At 46.9% G+C, this 15,893-nt stretch carries 19 protein-coding genes; 11 read left to right on the top strand and 8 right to left on the bottom strand.

Translation table 11 applies throughout. From position 1 onward, the window contains the following. Positions 1 to 139: 139 nt before the first annotated feature. The 8 genes from RF679_RS15660 (at position 140) to RF679_RS15625 (ending at position 4,448) form a co-directional block, all read left to right on the top strand. A complete protein-coding gene (locus RF679_RS15660) occupies positions 140 to 682 on the top strand; it encodes a 2OG-Fe(II) oxygenase (protein WP_309481563.1) in 543 nt (180 codons plus the stop codon). A 229-nt stretch (positions 683 to 911) separates the two neighbouring features. Beyond that, entirely contained in the window at positions 912 to 1,322 is a 411-nt protein-coding gene (locus RF679_RS15655) for a hypothetical protein (protein WP_309481562.1), read from the top strand. Positions 1,323 to 1,429: 107 nt separating this feature from the next. Then, the gene (locus tag RF679_RS15650; RefSeq protein WP_309481561.1) at positions 1,430 to 1,918 is read left to right on the top strand and encodes a hypothetical protein; all 489 of its coding nucleotides are present in this window, start codon (positions 1,430 to 1,432) and stop codon (positions 1,916 to 1,918) included. 119 nt (positions 1,919 to 2,037) lie between these two features. Next, positions 2,038 to 2,361, top strand: coding sequence for a hypothetical protein (locus tag RF679_RS15645; protein WP_309481560.1), 324 nt, complete (start codon positions 2,038 to 2,040; stop codon positions 2,359 to 2,361). 64 nt (positions 2,362 to 2,425) lie between these two features. Further along, positions 2,426 to 2,854, top strand: a complete 429-nt coding sequence (locus RF679_RS15640; protein ID WP_309481559.1) for a hypothetical protein — start codon at positions 2,426 to 2,428, stop codon at positions 2,852 to 2,854. A gap of 141 nt (positions 2,855 to 2,995) precedes the next feature. Beyond that, positions 2,996 to 3,469 carry a hypothetical protein gene (locus tag RF679_RS15635; RefSeq protein WP_309481558.1) on the top strand — a complete coding sequence of 158 codons (474 nt, stop codon included), beginning with the start codon at positions 2,996 to 2,998 and terminating at the stop codon, positions 3,467 to 3,469. Positions 3,470 to 3,634: 165 nt separating this feature from the next. Then, on the top strand, positions 3,635 to 3,937 hold the full coding sequence (locus RF679_RS15630) for a hypothetical protein (protein ID WP_309481557.1): 303 nt from the start codon (positions 3,635 to 3,637) through the stop codon (positions 3,935 to 3,937). Between the two features lie 40 nt (positions 3,938 to 3,977). Then, on the top strand, positions 3,978 to 4,448 hold the full coding sequence (locus tag RF679_RS15625) for a macro domain-containing protein (protein WP_309481556.1): 471 nt from the start codon (positions 3,978 to 3,980) through the stop codon (positions 4,446 to 4,448). 282 nt (positions 4,449 to 4,730) lie between these two features. Here the strand turns inward: RF679_RS15625 and RF679_RS15620 are convergent, their stop codons facing one another. Beyond that, positions 4,731 to 5,081, bottom strand: coding sequence for a hypothetical protein (locus RF679_RS15620; RefSeq protein ID WP_309481555.1), 351 nt, complete (start codon positions 5,079 to 5,081; stop codon positions 4,731 to 4,733). 748 nt (positions 5,082 to 5,829) lie between these two features. On the opposite strand from RF679_RS15620, the gene RF679_RS15615 reads away from it, so the two are divergent. From RF679_RS15615 to RF679_RS15605, 3 genes are all read left to right on the top strand, one after another. Then, positions 5,830 to 7,131 (top strand): FAD-dependent oxidoreductase, encoded by a 1,302-nt coding sequence (locus tag RF679_RS15615; RefSeq protein WP_309481554.1) that lies wholly within the window; start codon positions 5,830 to 5,832, stop codon positions 7,129 to 7,131. 60 nt (positions 7,132 to 7,191) lie between these two features. Beyond that, complete coding sequence (locus RF679_RS15610; protein WP_309481553.1) at positions 7,192 to 7,551, top strand: hypothetical protein; 360 nt, start codon at positions 7,192 to 7,194, stop codon at positions 7,549 to 7,551. Positions 7,552 to 7,996: 445 nt separating this feature from the next. Beyond that, positions 7,997 to 8,362 carry a hypothetical protein gene (locus RF679_RS15605; RefSeq protein ID WP_309481552.1) on the top strand — a complete coding sequence of 122 codons (366 nt, stop codon included), beginning with the start codon at positions 7,997 to 7,999 and terminating at the stop codon, positions 8,360 to 8,362. 624 nt (positions 8,363 to 8,986) lie between these two features. Here the strand turns inward: RF679_RS15605 and RF679_RS15600 are convergent. The 7 genes from RF679_RS15600 to RF679_RS15570 form a co-directional block, all read right to left on the bottom strand. Continuing rightward, complete coding sequence (locus tag RF679_RS15600; RefSeq protein WP_309481551.1) at positions 8,987 to 9,733, bottom strand: sterol desaturase family protein; 747 nt, start codon at positions 9,731 to 9,733, stop codon at positions 8,987 to 8,989. Positions 9,734 to 9,776: 43 nt separating this feature from the next. Further along, positions 9,777 to 10,076 (bottom strand): DUF962 domain-containing protein, encoded by a 300-nt coding sequence (locus tag RF679_RS15595; RefSeq protein ID WP_309481550.1) that lies wholly within the window; start codon positions 10,074 to 10,076, stop codon positions 9,777 to 9,779. Positions 10,077 to 10,443: 367 nt separating this feature from the next. Beyond that, complete coding sequence (locus RF679_RS15590) at positions 10,444 to 12,054, bottom strand: M56 family metallopeptidase (protein WP_309481549.1); 1,611 nt, start codon at positions 12,052 to 12,054, stop codon at positions 10,444 to 10,446. Positions 12,055 to 12,087: 33 nt separating this feature from the next. After that, on the bottom strand, positions 12,088 to 12,474 hold the full coding sequence (locus RF679_RS15585; RefSeq protein ID WP_309481548.1) for a BlaI/MecI/CopY family transcriptional regulator: 387 nt from the start codon (positions 12,472 to 12,474) through the stop codon (positions 12,088 to 12,090). Positions 12,475 to 12,532: 58 nt separating this feature from the next. Continuing rightward, complete coding sequence (locus tag RF679_RS15580) at positions 12,533 to 13,801, bottom strand: alpha/beta hydrolase (RefSeq protein ID WP_309481547.1); 1,269 nt, start codon at positions 13,799 to 13,801, stop codon at positions 12,533 to 12,535. A gap of 467 nt (positions 13,802 to 14,268) precedes the next feature. Continuing rightward, the gene (locus RF679_RS15575) at positions 14,269 to 14,985 is read right to left on the bottom strand and encodes a transglutaminase family protein (RefSeq protein ID WP_309481546.1); all 717 of its coding nucleotides are present in this window, start codon (positions 14,983 to 14,985) and stop codon (positions 14,269 to 14,271) included. Between the two features lie 98 nt (positions 14,986 to 15,083). Further along, the gene (locus tag RF679_RS15570; protein ID WP_309481545.1) at positions 15,084 to 15,893 is read right to left on the bottom strand and encodes a helix-turn-helix domain-containing protein; all 810 of its coding nucleotides are present in this window, start codon (positions 15,891 to 15,893) and stop codon (positions 15,084 to 15,086) included.

Raw genomic sequence — 15,893 nt, 5'->3', positions numbered from 1 at the left:
GGACGAGTTTGACGATCAAGGCAAAACGGCGCGCCAATTCGCTGCGCCGTATTCCATTCGTAAGCGTTAAATCGCGCAGACATTCATCGGTTCAATCTCATGCCGTTGTTGAAATCACTGATTCGCTAAAGTGCCTCTTATGAATTTAGTCAAGCTAGAACAAAACATTTTCGAGATCCCTTCATTTCTCTCCAATGAAGAATGCGATTTGTTGATCGAATTAAGTGAATCGATAGGATTCAAAGAAGCCGATGTGCAAACAAAGACCGGCAGAGAGATGATGACGAGCATCCGCAATAACGAACGAGTCGACTATCGGTCGGATGAACACGCAGAACTTTATTGGCAACGCTTGTCGACGCTTTCCTTGCCCTCTTTTGAAGGAAAACATGCCGTTGGACTGTCGTCAAATTTTAGGTTCTACAAATATCAACCCGGCCAAAAATTTAATATGCATAAAGATGGCCGACAACAAGTCGATGGCGATGAAACGCTCTTCACCTTTTTGATCTATTTGAATGAGGGGTGCATCGGTGGTGAGACCTTGTTTCGGCAGGGGAATGTGAAAGTGAGCCCCAAAAAAGGAAGCGCAATCCTATTCGAACATCAGCTTTGGCATCAAGGTGTTGAAGTCGAACGCGGCGTGAAACTTGTGCTGCGGAGTGACATTATCTATCGCTAAGAAATCATTGCCGCAATCCTTTGCTTGGTTGGGCATTGGATGGTTCTTCGGTTTTGAAAGACATCGCGGATGACAAAATGACTGTGCAATGATTGAACGATAATGTGGGACAAAGTTCTAATGGTCGCCATTGTCTTGCGAAATTGAATTGCGTAGAATGCAAATTTTGGTGGCCTATGTGTCGTGAATTTAATCGGCATTTTATTGTCACTATCTAGTTAGAGGCCTTATGAATCGAGACTTCGAAATAGTTGGCGGAATTTACCTTGTGCAAGGAAGCTACGAACTTGACTTGCATAATAATTTTCGCTTCATGAAGCTAGATTACTCTGTGGCGGAACGTAGGCTGGTTTTAAACTGGCAGCGTTCTAAAGGAGATTGGGTTAAGTCCGACACTCCAGCGGCATTAACCATCGAGTTCAAAGAAGTAAGTGAATTTCGCTTTATGCCACGAGATCCAGAAATTCCTTTTACTGAGGACGATTGCATCAATTCCTTTGGTTATTGGGTCGATGAAGATTGGGCAGAAGGTGTAATTATTGTTGAGCCCGATCAAAAAGCTGAGCCTCAATGGCTTTCAGCAATAGATTTTATGTCTGGTGCAGTTTTGGCGGTTCAGGCGGTAAGCGCCAAACGCTAAAGTCACGGCCTAACAAACGTATATGGTCGGACTGGATTTTCGCTGCGCTCCACCCCAGCCGTAAACGCGGGCGTTATGAGCAAATCACACCATGAGACGGTGATACATTGAACAAAGAACAGAAATTTAAAGCTGGTGTGAGGCACTACTTAGATGCGTTAGACTTGGTTGTTACTCCTATTTTGGCCAAGTTGATCGCATATCGTTATCCTTTAGAAGTAGTTGGTATTGATTTCGAAATCTTCGTTGATGGGTTCACTCAAGAGTTCCCAGTGCGCGCGTTCTTCCTGGATTCCGATAATTCTGAGTTTTTCGTTTATGTCGATGGGAAGGCTGAGTACCCATCGCCTGTAGATCCTCAACTCATTTGTATCTCTGGTGTTTATCCGCAGGAATTCGAAGACGAATTCACGGAGTCAGATGATGAGTTTGATGCTTGGCGCCATGCTACGGAAGTTTTTATCAGTTGGTTTTCTGAAAGATGGCAGAGCGCGGGTGGAGCTGAATTTGAGCTAAGAGCCACAATAGCACCTCATGATAGTGCGAACGAATTCAATTTGAAAACGGCTAAATGGCAGAGGCGGTATGGTTTATAACAAGGTAGCCCAGCGCCGTATTGGCCTTCGCGTCTAAGTTGCACGGTGCATCTTGTTCGCAGTAGGCCGAAGGTTAATCTATGCTGCCAGCTGCTCTGATTAAGCATTTAAGGGAGTTTATGTTCACAATCGGAATTTTTTATCTCCTCGCGTTGATTGTCATTGGTATCGTGTCTATTGCGATGCTGAGAGCAAGCGGCTATCTCGTGGTGGCGGCGAAGGGTGCTTTCGGAAGTTTAGGTTTCTTAATGGCCGCCTGTTTTATCTATGGGCTATTTAATCGGTTTAGTTTTTTGCATGGCGCGAGTCCACCAGGTATTGAATCTGGCTTTGCTTACGCGATGATCGCAGGGTTCTCAGTCGGGCCGATTGTTTTTATCGTCGGCGGCTTGTTGACCGCAGCGATTTCGCATGTTCGAAAAGTGAGAAAGCTCAAGTTTTAGAGCGAATAGCAGAAACATCACTAAAAGATCAGGCCAATTGTCTGCAGTAATGGTAGAGAGCAATATGCAAAATCAAACCATAGTCGGAAATAGCGAAATGTTGATCCAAGCGCTTGGACGCTGGCCATTGTTTCATGACGCGAGAGTCGTCGCAGGTTCGCGAACAAGTGATACACAGTCCGTTTCGCTGCATGTCTTCAACATGACCGATCGAGTTGACGAGCAAGGTCATTTCGAACTTGAACGTCATCACCGCGTCGAGTTCATTTTTTCCGGTGTTGAAAAGAATACACTGCCGATCGATTACAGTGATGACTGTCTTGATAGCCTGACGTTTGCGAAACTCGATGAGAGGCCTGACAGCAAGATCATCGCGGTGTTTTCATCGCATCTTGATGCAGATGGAGAAATCATTTGCGAGAGAGTTGAACTCGTTTCGGTGGCGCCATGTAGCGCTTTGGGCGAGTCCACTTCGTTTTCCGCGAGCGTTTGATTCTGATGGTGGCTATCTCTCAAAACAGACTTGATGGAATAGAGTATGGGTTCTCTTGTACTGAGAAATAGATCCTGTGTGTGTTCAAATTTTGACAGCGAGCTTTGAAGATGGCAGTAATTTTGTTGAATATATGTGATCATGAAACCTGATGTCGCACTTCATTATGAAGTTCATACAGGTCGTGAATTAGAGATGATGCTTCGCGGTGATAAACCGTTTGCACATTTTTACGATCAGCACCCCGAGGAACCTTGTGAGGAAGTCATTCCCGAACAAGCATTTGCGCCATATGTCGACGCTGGTACTTTCGAGAAGTTCGAGTATGTGGAGCTTTTGAGGAAGCCTCCGCGCGCTCAGTACTCCCATGTGAAAGGAATAAGGCACGTCTTTTATGCGTGCATTGGGGAGGCTTGGCGATTTGATGCCTATGTTCGTATGCAACTCGAACTTGCCCCGAATGGTTGGAGTATAGCGCTAGAGTGCATGCAAGGGCGTTTGTTGGGTTACGAAGATTGGCAGACAGATCTTCATCTTGAAAGGTGGCGCAAGCACGATAACGCTGATCGTTTCCCTTGGCTATTTGTTCCGGAAGAAAGCGATGATCACAATTGAAGTTGTCGTTTTTAGAAAGCGCTTATTGTATTTGTACTATCTTTTGTGTTTGTGGCTAACTTGATTGCGTTGGTAATCTTTACGAAACGTGTCTACCGATTGAGCTGCAGTATTTTATTGCAATGAAAACCCAGTTTGAAGCGCATCAAGCATTTTGAGAGTGAGATGAAAAAACGGATACAGAAGTACCTCATCATTATCGCCTTACTGGCCGCGGTAGCATGCGAAGTGTTACTGCACTTTTCTCCGGTCTTCCCGAAAAGTTATGTCGGATGGATAGCCCTCGTTTTTGTCGGGGTTCCATTTATGCTCTGCGTGGAGGAACTGGGAGCGATGATTTTGTCACCGAAGTTCATTGCCTCATGGTCAAGGGGCGCACGAATCAGCTATGCAGTGATTGCGATGGTGATTATGCTCATTGTGTTGATTCCAGCTTTTGTGTTTGTGGCGTATCTGATTGGGTCTTGAGTCTTTACCCCCCCCACACCGAAAGTGAGAATGTCAGAAGATGGCGAATGTGAGAATTGTTGAAGGTGATTTGCTCGATCAAAATGTTGAAGTCATCGTCAATGCGTGGAATCGCAATATCATTCCTTGGTGGTTATTGTTGCCGCAGGGAGTCTCGGGTGCGATCAAGCGTAAGGGCGGTTTGGCGCCGTTTTTCGCGCTGGGTAAATTGGGGGCAATCCCACTCGGGAAGGCGGTGTGCACCAAGGCAGGGAAATTACCTTACCGGGCGATCATCCATGTGGCGGGCATCAATATGTGGTGGCGTGCATCGCCTTATTCGATCCGCGAATCCGTTCGCTCGGCGATAGAAATCGCCAATCGAGAAAAATTTCAATCGCTGGCATTTCCGATTATTGGCGCAGGCAGCGGCGGCTTTAAGGAAGACGCAGCGTTGGAGCACATGCTGAGTGCATTAAGCGAACTTACGACGGACGCTGAGGTTTTGATTGTGAAGTATCGTCGTCATTGAATTGTCATGACGAACGAAATTGATGAAAGTTCCTGAATGAGTAGCGTTTTTCGTCTAGAATCGCCACAGCGCTCAACTATCCCTTATGTGAACCTATGAGAAAAACATCTCCATTGAGACTCGTCATTACATCAGTTCCATCCGGTGAAGCGCCATTGTGGGTACGCGAGAAATGGATTGGTTTGTCGTTGCCGTTGCATCAATCAGAGTCATCACCAAGTTCGTTTTTCACATTCGGTGTTGTCAGCGGCCCACGTCATTTCTTGACGTCACTAATCGCGTTCATTCTAGGGCGATCAAAGCGTGAATCTGGTTTTGTGGTTGAGTCAAAAACTGCGATTGAATTACTGTCGCAGCACAATCCCGATGCCGCGAAGTGGTGGCACGAACATACGCCTTATCTTTTGAAGGCGGGTCAGTATTTTTTGTTTGATGCTGCATGTGGGCATGTTCAAGATGCTTCCCTAGATCTTTAATGTTCACTGGAAATTTTTCATTATTGTTCGATGCCTTGTTTTTTTCACCCAAGTCCATTGAGCCATGATCAAGAAGGGCTTGAATCAATTTTGCGTTGATTGTTCTGGTGATCACGCTCATTATGCTGATACTAGCTTTATGTGTTTGTGGGTACATTTTTCTTCTGATGTGGATTGCACGAACTTTCCAGCCCAAAAGCAACTTCCTTGCAACCGTTTAAATTTATCCATTCGGCGCGCCTTACCTAACAGAATCATCAAATGATTTCATTTTCTAAAAAGCAGATTTTCATAGCAAGCTCTATCGCAGCATCAAGTTTACTCACCGGTTGCCTTACGATCGTTGGTCATGTCCCTGGTAGTTTCATGATCAAGGTGTCGCCTGTGATCGATGAACCACGTCTCCTACTTGAGTGTCAGGCCTCATCGAGCGGAAAATGTTACTTCCTAATGGGTGAACGTTATGAGACGGTTGAGCAAGTCTTAGCCGGGGAGTCAAAATCAATCGCGATGCCGCAACAAGTGATCCCATTTTGTGCGACTTTCTCCGATAGCTACCGTAAACTTTGCGACAAAAATACGTTCATCGGCCCCAACGTAAAGTATTTGACCATCTCCCAAAATTGGTAGCTTGGGTGAAGTTTTTTGTCTGGCGAGCAGCGACTTGGTTGGATAGTCGTGAAACTACTGAAACTTGAGGTTCGTGTTCCGAATAGGCCCGATTTATTTGATGTTCGCGACTGCCGCGCATTTTTTCAAAATCTTTTTCTGCACAGAAATCCGGTTCGATCGGCAAGTGGTAAGTGCAGGGGATCGTCGACAAAGGGAGCAAAACGAATCGACGAAGCCAAGCTAGACGCCCGTAGTATTTTTACTCATCCTTTACCTTCTTTTAGCCAGGTGCTATGCAGTCCCTCAATCAAAAATACGATGTCATTGTTGTCGGTAGTGGCCCCGCTGGTGCTAGCGTGGCGCGGGATTTGGTGCGTCGTCAGTATTCTGTGCTGCTGATTGAGCAGGGCAGTGCCTCGCCCTTGACGGGAAGCTTGTGGCAAATGGCGCGTATGGCGGCTATTCCAGGGCGCGGTGCTTACTTTAATAAGGATGCCTCTTTGCTAGTGAGCGCGGTGACGGCTGGTGGTAGTTCGGCAATCAACTATGCGACGGCCATGAAACCACCGATGGAGATGTTCGCCAAATACGGTATTGATCTGCAGCCCGCTTATGACGAGCTGCGTCGTGAAATTCCTATGGCACCATTGCCAGATCACTTGCTCGGCCCTATGGCAAAATGCCTCATGCATAGTGCGGTCAGTATGGGATTGCCGTGGCAGAAATTTGAGAAAATGATTTATAGCGATCAGTGCCGTACAGGATGTTGGCGCTGTACGTATGGATGTCCTTTTGGTGCCAAGTGGACCGCTCGCAATTGGATCGACGATGCCATTGGTGATGGCTTACATTGGATGAACCAAACAAAGGTGCTGCAGGTCTTGCATGAAAATGGTAAGTGCCTTGGTGTTGTCGTCGATGGGGAGCAAGGGATCATAAGAATTGGTGCCAAGCGCGTGGTTCTAGCGGCGGGTGGAATCGGTAGCCCACGCCTCTTACATGCATCAGGCTTGGCCCCCAAAAAAGCAAGTCACTTCACTGACCCAGTGGTGGCGGTGATGGGGAGCGTGGATGATATAGAAGACGTCAATGCCGGTGCTGAAGTGCCGATGGTGGCAGGTATGCATCTGCAACAAGAAGGCATTACTTTAGCGGATATGACTCTGCCCCGAGCGATGTACCAAGCCTTCACCGCACAAGTCGGTCGCTTTGATCGATTGGGAGCACATGCACGTACGCTCAGCATGATGGTCAAGATTCGCGATGAGATTGGCGGTGAAGTCGGACCGCATTGGGTTAATAAAACGCTGCATGTGAATGACAAAAAGAAATTACAGCAAGGTGTCGAGTTGGCGCGTAGTATTTTGGCGCAGAGCGGTGCGAAGCATGTGTTTAAAAGTTGGCATTTCTCGGCGCATCCAGGTGGCAGTGTGCGCATCGGTGAGGGTGTTGATAGCGCGCTCGAAACCTCGATTAAAGACTTATATGTTTGCGACGCGTCTGTGATTCCAGAAGCGTGGGGTTTGGCACCCAGTGTGACTTTATTGTGCTTAGGTAAGCGCTTGGCGCAACATCTTGCTGATGGTTTGAATTAAACATTCAAAGGATTTTATCGCGGCTAGAAAAACGTAGAGCGATATTGAGCGCATAGAAAAATGAAGATATTTCAATCTGAAACTAATTTGCTGCAAACACTAGATCGCTACGACGACCTAGTTCGCCAATGCGTCGATCAGAAAATTACATTCGATGAGTTCTGTGATTTATATAATCATTTTTACTCCAGCTATGCGCTCGACGGACACGAGTCAGATGCCGAAGAGAGAGCGCTGTTTGAGCGCCATGCTGAACGTATCCAAGCGCACGCCTATATCGCCCAGCAAATTCTTGCCAGACTTTGCTCGGAGGAAAAGGCAGGGCTGCAGTCGTATAAAAATGCCGGTAGGATTGGTCCTGCCACGGCATTGGAAATGCTCGCGGATGTTAATTTATTTTGGCAAAATGATAGACGCTAAAATACCCCGATAATTGCGTGAAATGAAACCGGAAAGCTAAGATCAATGGACGAACTCTACTGGAAAACATTCAATTTCTTTGTACGGAGAGTCATGGCCTCTGCCTTTATTGTAGGTGGTCTAGTTATTTGTTTTGAGAACCTACCTAATATGCTGCCAGGCGGTACGGTATTAGTTGACGGCGTGCCCTCCAGTGATCTTGTGTTTCGTGGCGTAACGACCTTTTTTCCACTTTTGGTTTCGTATTTAGGATTTCTTTTATATCGGGTGAAGCCGTATTTTCCGAAAAAAAAGCCTGCCTCCTCACGAAAAATGCGACCTTAAATTGAACTTGCTAATTTTTCGGATGTAAAATTTCTTTTTCGCGAGCCCGTGTAGTTTTTGATCGCTCTCGCCTCATGCTTTGGGGCGCATTTGTCATAAGCATAAATAGAAGGGGTTCTTAGTGTTACGTTATTTATTGCCAGTCATTCTGGTGTTGTTAAGCGCGTGCAGTAAAGACACTGCGCCTCCTAATGTGATTGGCACTTGGCAATATTCAGACGATCGCCTCCTTACTCATATGACCTATCGTAGTGACAAGACATTTGAAACCGATGTCACTCTCAATGGCAAATATTTGGGTAAGGCATCGGGCATATGGACGCTCACAGGCGATACGATTGACTATGTCTATACTGCATCAGGCCTTGAGCGGATTCCAGTCGGCACCAAGGATCGCGATGTGGTTGCGAGTGCGACGCCTGAAAAGATCGTTCTCAAGAATGCTGGCGATAACTACCTGAATTATTACAAGGTTGATCCGCAGTAGGGGCCTCGTATAGTAATTGCTGTCTCGGTGGAAGGTTCAGAACGCTCGAGGGAATTTCGCCCTGAGCCATCAGAAAATGTGCCAGCTGCAGCCTTGGTAACTCAAGATTTTTCGTATCAAAAGTCTCTCAATCAAGGAGCGCACTTTGAAATTAGTCATTCGCCTTTTTGCGCGATGCGACGATCTGGCGCAAGCCAAGCTTTTGAGTGAACGCTTCGAGTGCGTTTTGTCGCCAACTCATTTTTTGTCATTTACCGATCCCAAACCATATTGGAAAGTCGAAGGGTGGTACGAGTTCAGCTTGGTTGCACACAATGTTGAGCGAACTGAGTTTGAAAGAATTCTGAGTACATGCATATCTGGCTGGGTACATCAAAGTGATGAGCATGAATCTTCATCCATTTGGAATAAGTCGGGAGATCATGTATTTCTAGACGCCAGCGTGCAGTGGGCTGAGGTCGAACTTCAGCATCACGCCTGATGGGCGCTCAATGTGACCTTGGTGGAGCATGGGATAGGCTTGTTTGCTGATTGAAGTGAGAACGACTTATGCTGATTGATGTGATTGGTTGGCCGATTGCTAGTGAAGATAGTTTGTTCGATCTGCTTGCTTGATTGATGAAGTCAATTTTTATTCGTCTTAAACAAGATATCCATCACGCGATTGGTGAATCCGAAATTCACATTTCCTAGTGTGTGATGATATCGATGGTAGGTCGGGTGATTGATCAACTTCTTGAACCAGTGTTCGTCAGATAGGGTTGGCCAAACATCATAATTGCAATGGATGCAAACGGTATACAGCATTCCGAACGCATGCAGTAACGCGACCATACCTAGACTCATTGGTATCAATAGCAAAAAGAGCGGGAAGGTGGCGGCGATAATGAGCGCTTCGATCGGGTGTACGCTGTAACTCGAGAATGGCGTGACTCTTCTGGATCGATGGTGTACGGCATGAAAACGAATCAAACTTCGATGATGCAGTAGGCGATGCGTCGCGTAAGAATAAGCATTGTTAAACACGACAAAGGCAGCGAGCTGCCACAATACGGTAAGCCCATCTCCGGGCAAAACCCCATCGCATAGGTGTCGGTAGCTGAGGCTCACCCATCCCATTAAGAAACAGGCGACGAAGCCATTCTTCAGCTCACTCACAAGCTGTTCGGTCTTTAATGGCGTTTGATCGATTTCTTGGCCTAATCCCATTGCCGGCCATACTTGACGTGTGAGCCACAAACCAATGCCACCACCAATGAGATAGACCAGCAGATGAAAAATAGTGGCTATCACCCACGCACCAACCCAGCTCATCTCCATCCAGCGAGTGAGTGTGAGTTCTACCCAATTAATTAATTCAATGAGTCCCATATTCAGTTGGCTTAATTGGCTTAATTTGGCTTAGTTGGCTTGGCTAAAATGGTATTCGGCCAGTGAACATCTGAACGAACATGCGCAAGTTTGCCAATGCCGTCAGGAAAGGATGTTTGAATTCGATATCTGCGCCTGGTTCCAAAACTTGATGACCTACCCAGATTGCTAACAAGGCAGGAAAGGGCACCAGCAAGATTAGCCAGTACTGCGTATGGATCAGTGCCCATAAGCCAAGGCTGCCGGCTAAGATCCAGCCTAGTAAATGTACTCGACGATTCCAAACGTTTTGGTGTGATGCCATATAGAGCGTGTAAAAAGCATCAAATTCTGTTTTGTTCATTGTTTTGGAACACGCGAGTGAATGACTAAATGCCGCATGAAAAATGCAGAACGAAGTTGTTAAAGCTAAGTTGGCAAAGCTAAATGGACAGAGCCACGGGGCAACAATATCTCATAGCTCAGCCTATTCTATACTTCTGTTGTGAAGTTGTGCCACTAAGTTTGCCGTTTGTGAAAGGTGTTTTTGCTGCAGGTAAGTTTTTTAACATCTTTATCGTCACGCTGCGACCTTGACGGCATTCTAGAAAACTATACTGACTTGGTAGAAGACGACGAAATTTGCTGATGGCGACTCTCTACAGGGCTGTGAGAAGTGGGCAATTTTTCGAAAAAGGCGATCGTTTGAAGTCGAAGTCGATTTGCAAATCCTAATGCTGAATTTCTTGAAGAGCCCAACGAAGCTCGTTCATCACCCTAGGATGTGCATGATTGCGTTGATCATGCAGCGCTTCTTCTAATGCTCTGAGTGTGCGTGGATCATTGAGATCCCCCAGCGCATGAGCAACGCGTTCTCGCACCACAGGTGATGAATCAGAAAGGAGCGGCAAGATCTTGGAGGCCCATTCCTTTTCTCCAAAGTCGCCAATGGCACCGACTGCTTCGGCGCGTACTAAAGCATCTTGATCTTTCAAGAGGATGGCAATGACTGGGAGTGTTTCGTAAAACCGCATTTCGCTTAATCCCCAGAGTGCTAGTTGTCGAATGACTGGTTCTTCATCGTGCAAAGCTAAGATGAGAATAGGAATGGCCTGCCTTTGTTTGAAACTACCTGGTTTTTTTGCGTGCCTATCTTCGAAATTGCGGCTGCGCATTGCACTCGCGAGTGCATGGAAATCTGTATCGTTCAAGGCTTCCAGTTGATGAATGACTTCGCTTGCGACTCTATTTGGTGCGGCTTTGTGAGCCAAACTATTTTCGAAGAGTTGTCGTGGCCATTGCACTTGTTCACCTACGATACTAAAGGATGCACTGCAAAACAAAATCAGACCGGTGAGTGCAATACCAATCCACCAATCACGTCTGGTCACGGGCGTTCGGACTTGTTCCGGGTTGAGGATATTGACAATGCGTTGATACAAGCTTTGCCCTTCTGATGCGATTTGCATCGCCATGTGTTTGCGGGATTCGGCTGCGCGAGAAACATCGATCAAAGTCTGTGCATAATCCGAGGCGCGACTCCCCATCCGAAGCACTGTGTTATCCGCGGCGCACTCCATTTGATACAGGAATTGACGCTGGAGTAGCCATACCAAAGGATGAAACCAATAGAGCGCGCATACCATTCGCATGGCAATCATGCTTGGCCAGTCGCGATTGACGATGTGAGCGAGCTCGTGTCTAAGAATATCGTCGGGACTTTGATTCTGAAAACTGTTGATATCGATGACGATCGTATGGCGCCAAATTCCCCAACTGATTGGCGACGATATGGAGTCAGAAATAGATAGTTGAACCGGACTGGAGATACCAAATTGTGCGCTTAATTGATGTAATCGATCAGTCCAAAGGTAATGCCGCTCAAGTCGAAATTCCGCACCCATTGAATGGGGTAGCTTGTCTTGCGATCGAACGAGTCGATAGAGAGAGTACAGCCGCTGCAGTAACAGCAAGCTGGCGATGAGGGCATATATTGCTAAGAGCCAGCCCACTGCAGAGAAAGATGTTTCGGTGTTGGGATTTTCACTGGCTTGGTAAGCTAATTGAGGTAAGGCTGGAATATCCATCGCTCGGTCGCTGATCGCCGAGAGTATGAAAGGTGCTTGCAGCTGAATTTGATGGCTCAGTCCCCAATCCTTGATGATCAAGAACGGCGCCAGGCAAAGATAAATGAGGGATATTTTGACGATCAAAGCGCGCCTATCCGCGGAACTAAATCGAACAAATCCTTGCAAAGCAAATGCAATGGCTAAGACGATACTAATTTTTCCAAGCACATTGATTGCGTCGAGAAGATTGATTTGTTCGATTGCGCTGTTCACGTTAGTGACTTTCTTTTCTCATTTTCCTCTTTGTCATCGACCTTCTTTTTTTGCTTTGTCGATCAAAGACTGTAACTGATCGATGTCTTTGGCACTGAGTTTGTCTGCCATGCCCAGCAATGCGGTTGCTGCATTGGCTGGTGAGTTATCGAAAAAGACGCCGACCAATTTTTTTAAAGCCGAGTCGGCAACGACTTCTTTTTCTTCAACAGCTTGGTAGATATAGCGTTGTGCTTCTTCACGATGGGTCAACACGCCTTTGTCTTCCAGTCGTGCCAACATGGCGCGAATCGCAGAATTGCTGATTTCTTCGCTGAGTTCGGCCTGAATTTGTGCCGCAGTTGCTTCGCCTAGGCGATAAATCACTTCCACAATTTGTCGCTCGCGCCATGGCAAGTCTTCAATCTTTGTTTTTTCCATTTCTAAAATCTCTATTTACACTGTAGGAATTCGTTGGATTGAACTCCCGTGTTGAACCCTATTTCTGCTGCAGTCCTTGTTCCGCTTTTTTCAAGTTCTGCTCATATCCTTGCAATGCTTTCGGACTGCGTTGAGGATTAGCTTTGCCGAGGCTCAATGCGTGTTGGAACTGTTTCTTCGCCTCGTCAAACTTGTTCAATGCCAGTAAGGCTTCGCCGTGGCTATCGTAGGTGTTATCTGATTGCGGAAAACGCATCACATTATACGCAAGGACAATTTCTGCAATGAGTGGTTTTTTTGCTTTTTCTAGCATGTCGAAACCGAGCTGATTGATTTCTGCTTCGGAAAATTGTGAAACTTTGAGCGCCTCGTAGAGGGTATTGCGTGCTTCGGTTGTTTTGTTAGAGCTCAACAGCGCATCCGTTTTTTCAATTTCGGCCATCATGGTTTGGCGTGCTTTTTGTTTAGCGAGTTGACGTTCGCGCTTTTGGGTTTCTTTCTCAATATTGCTGATCACAACTTTAATCGCCTCGATGACTAAATGTGGCTCGTCGAGCTGGATGTGATGTCCACTCTGGTTGGTCACAATATGCGCACCGTTACTAAATTGGGTGAACAGACGGGAATGTAGTTCACGTTTTACGGCAAGTGCAGGCGCCGTCTCTTGATAGAAGGGATTGTTTCTTGTCACTTGTGTGGAAGTAAGGATCGCCATCGGCACATCTGGGATGGCAGATGTGGTCGGTAATTTGGCTTCATCAAAAATTTTTTGCACTAAGGCAAGGTCGGCCTTTGCAGCAGGTGGCGCCATGCTTTCTAAACGTTTTTGGTCTTGCATCACTTTTTCAGGATTGATCTTTCTGAGCTCCAATTCCAGGCTCTCATTGGCCGGGTCGACCAACACCAAACCCGCAATTTGCTGAGGGTATTTGGCAGCGAATTCACGCACCACCCAACCACCGTAGGAATGTCCTACTAAAACGATAGGCGTCTTGATTTGCAAGCCGTCGATGAGTTGTTTCAATTCGTCAGTATGTTGACTCAAGTTCAGGGGCTGCGAACGCGCAGGCGATTTGCCGACACCAGCGCGGGAGTAGACGATGATTTTCGCCTGCTTGGTGATCGCGGGCGCGACCTTATGCCAAACGCTAAGATCACTCATAAAGCCAGATTCGAAAATCACAGTGTAAGGGCCTTCACCAGCTTCAATGCTATGTAATTGGCCATTGCTGACAGTGACCATTTTTTCTGTTCCTTGCGCGGAAACAGTCTGTGTGCCAAGCACATACAGTGCGAAGGCAAGAAAGAGGGTGCGTAGAAAGTTCATATAATTCCTTGGATGCGGCAGCGCGTGGTGTTGGTGTAAGTAGTGTCTAAAAAGCAGTATTGGCAAGCTTGAAACTGCTTGCTACGTTTGTAGCATGCTGCAAGTGTAGCACCTAAAAATTCAAGAAGTCAAGCGTGGTGAAAATTGAGAGTTATTGAATTGGAACTAGTCGCGGTCGAAGTCCGCTCTCGCAAAAAGTGGCCGTCTGATGGACGCCTTATGACCCCCTATAATGAATGCAATGGCTTTTCATTGCGGATTAGACGGAGGCGCAAGGAAGTAGCAAGTGCGCCGATTCTAGATGTCAGCAAGAAGAATGGTGATGCGCGGAGTCCTAAGTGTTGCGCAAGAATGGGAGAGTTTGAATGACAGTGCGACTAGATAGAAGAAATAGATAGCACGTGCTTGCATCAAGCATTTCTCCATCATTCGAGACAGACAATGCTTATCTCATTGCGTCAGTATTTCTATAGGATTGAGTCCCAACGCCGTGCACGAATCAGTTTGACACGATGGTTCAGTCGATGGCGTATCCAATGCACAAACATGAGACGTTTGAGCCCGCGTAAATTACTTCCGTGTTTTCCATAAAATGCATCGGGATCATCGAAAACACCGAAGTCTTGATTGATCCCTTCTTTCTGAATATAGGTGTGTTTGCCATCCCAGTCGACTTGTGGTGCTTGAAGTTGTGGTGTGGCGATACCAAAACCGCAGAAATTGCCACCTTCATTGGTAAATCGCTCTTGAACACTAGTTAAATAGGCGCGATCAAGGATGCAGCCTTCGAGATTCAACCACTGATTTTCGAACCACACTTCGGTCCAACTGTGGATGATGCTACGCGGTGTTAGCCAGTAAAATAGGCCATCGATGGCGCCTTTTTGTAGCGATTTGTCGATGGTGAATCCGTGAAATCGACAAGGAATATTGCTGGCGCGTAGGAGTGTCATCAGTAGAGTGGTCTTGGTATTGCACTGTCCGTAGCCGTCAACGACAACTTGTGAGGCGGAGAGCGTGTCCGCCGCATTGTAGCCAAACAAAATCTCATCCCGTACGAAATTGTAAATGGCCAGAATGCGAGAGCGTTCGTCGAGTTGCATCCACTTCCGCTCTTGACAGAGAGTGACGATGATAGGGTGATCGATGTCGAGTAGTTTGGTGGCAGTGAGATAGCGTTCCATGGTCATACTTCCTCCGAAAAAACGGTTTGCAATGGAGAGAGTATGTTCGATGAGGCGTGCTTGGTATTGTACGAAACCGCTAGTGGTCGCAAGCTGTTTCAAACATCTGACTGAACTCTTGCTTTTGCATTCGACCTGTTGCCGGATAATTTGAGTTGTCCTGGTGCGATGCCAAAACAAGCGATGAAACTTTTTTGTAAATGTGCTTGGTCACTAAAACCTGCGGCATAGGCGGCCTCCGCAATCGAGGCAGCTGCGCTGAGATGTTCGAGCGCGACAATCAAGCGTGTCCATTTACTATAGGATCTTAGTGCGATCCCAGTCTGCTCGGAGAACCAATGAGAAAAGCGTGAGGGCGATAAGTCAACAGCTTGTGCAAGTGCCTTCAGCTCGTGAATCTGCTGCTGGTGAATCAGAGACAGAACTATCTCTAGGCGTTGGCTGTTTTGCGTTTTAAATTGTTCTTGAATCTGGTGTTTAATCGATACCCGATCGGCCATGAACGCCTGTTCGAAATTTCTAAGCAGGGTATCAAAGTGAGCGTGCTGTGCATTCAACAATGGATCGAATGCATCGAATAAACTTTGTGTGAGGCTAGGTGGAAGTTCGCCTACCTGATCCAGATGGAAGCGCAACTTGAGAAGGCGTGAGAGCTTGCTTGTGGGGTCAAGAAATAGGGATTGGGGCTCGCTTGCGATCAGTTGATGACGCTGCTGCGAAGGGATGTATACGGCGTGCGTGGTGATCGACGCTTGCTCAGTGTTGAGTAAGAAGGGCTGGCGCGCAAATACATACTGATCGACCCAATGACGATGTGCTTGATTGTCGCCAGCGGCGCCCTGAAAGTAAGCCGCACCTGTGGTGATGGCGAGTTGTCCTATCCAAGGGCGATGTCGAGGCTTAGGCAT

Origin of the sequence: Undibacterium cyanobacteriorum, from assembly GCF_031326225.1 — a bacterium.
GTDB lineage: Bacteria > Pseudomonadota > Gammaproteobacteria > Burkholderiales > Burkholderiaceae_D > Undibacterium > Undibacterium cyanobacteriorum.
Note: the sequence above shows the minus strand (reverse complement) of the source record. Positions and strands in the feature narration are given on the sequence as shown.

Coding starts and splice junctions, on each gene's coding strand:
- RF679_RS15660 (WP_309481563.1), top strand. CDS start 140: ATGAATTTAGTCAAGCTAGAACAAAACATTTTCGAGATCCCTTCATTT.
- RF679_RS15655 (WP_309481562.1), top strand. CDS start 912: ATGAATCGAGACTTCGAAATAGTTGGCGGAATTTACCTTGTGCAAGGA.
- RF679_RS15645 (WP_309481560.1), top strand. CDS start 2,038: ATGTTCACAATCGGAATTTTTTATCTCCTCGCGTTGATTGTCATTGGT.
- RF679_RS15640 (WP_309481559.1), top strand. CDS start 2,426: ATGCAAAATCAAACCATAGTCGGAAATAGCGAAATGTTGATCCAAGCG.
- RF679_RS15635 (WP_309481558.1), top strand. CDS start 2,996: ATGAAACCTGATGTCGCACTTCATTATGAAGTTCATACAGGTCGTGAA.
- RF679_RS15630 (WP_309481557.1), top strand. CDS start 3,635: ATGAAAAAACGGATACAGAAGTACCTCATCATTATCGCCTTACTGGCC.
- RF679_RS15625 (WP_309481556.1), top strand. CDS start 3,978: ATGGCGAATGTGAGAATTGTTGAAGGTGATTTGCTCGATCAAAATGTT.
- RF679_RS15620 (WP_309481555.1), bottom strand. CDS start 5,081: ATGTACCCACAAACACATAAAGCTAGTATCAGCATAATGAGCGTGATC.
- RF679_RS15615 (WP_309481554.1), top strand. CDS start 5,830: ATGCAGTCCCTCAATCAAAAATACGATGTCATTGTTGTCGGTAGTGGC.
- RF679_RS15610 (WP_309481553.1), top strand. CDS start 7,192: ATGAAGATATTTCAATCTGAAACTAATTTGCTGCAAACACTAGATCGC.
- RF679_RS15600 (WP_309481551.1), bottom strand. CDS start 9,733: ATGGGACTCATTGAATTAATTAATTGGGTAGAACTCACACTCACTCGC.
- RF679_RS15595 (WP_309481550.1), bottom strand. CDS start 10,076: ATGAACAAAACAGAATTTGATGCTTTTTACACGCTCTATATGGCATCA.
- RF679_RS15585 (WP_309481548.1), bottom strand. CDS start 12,474: ATGGAAAAAACAAAGATTGAAGACTTGCCATGGCGCGAGCGACAAATT.
- RF679_RS15580 (WP_309481547.1), bottom strand. CDS start 13,801: ATGAACTTTCTACGCACCCTCTTTCTTGCCTTCGCACTGTATGTGCTT.
- RF679_RS15575 (WP_309481546.1), bottom strand. CDS start 14,985: ATGGAACGCTATCTCACTGCCACCAAACTACTCGACATCGATCACCCT.
- RF679_RS15570 (WP_309481545.1), bottom strand. CDS start 15,893: ATGCCTAAGCCTCGACATCGCCCTTGGATAGGACAACTCGCCATCACC.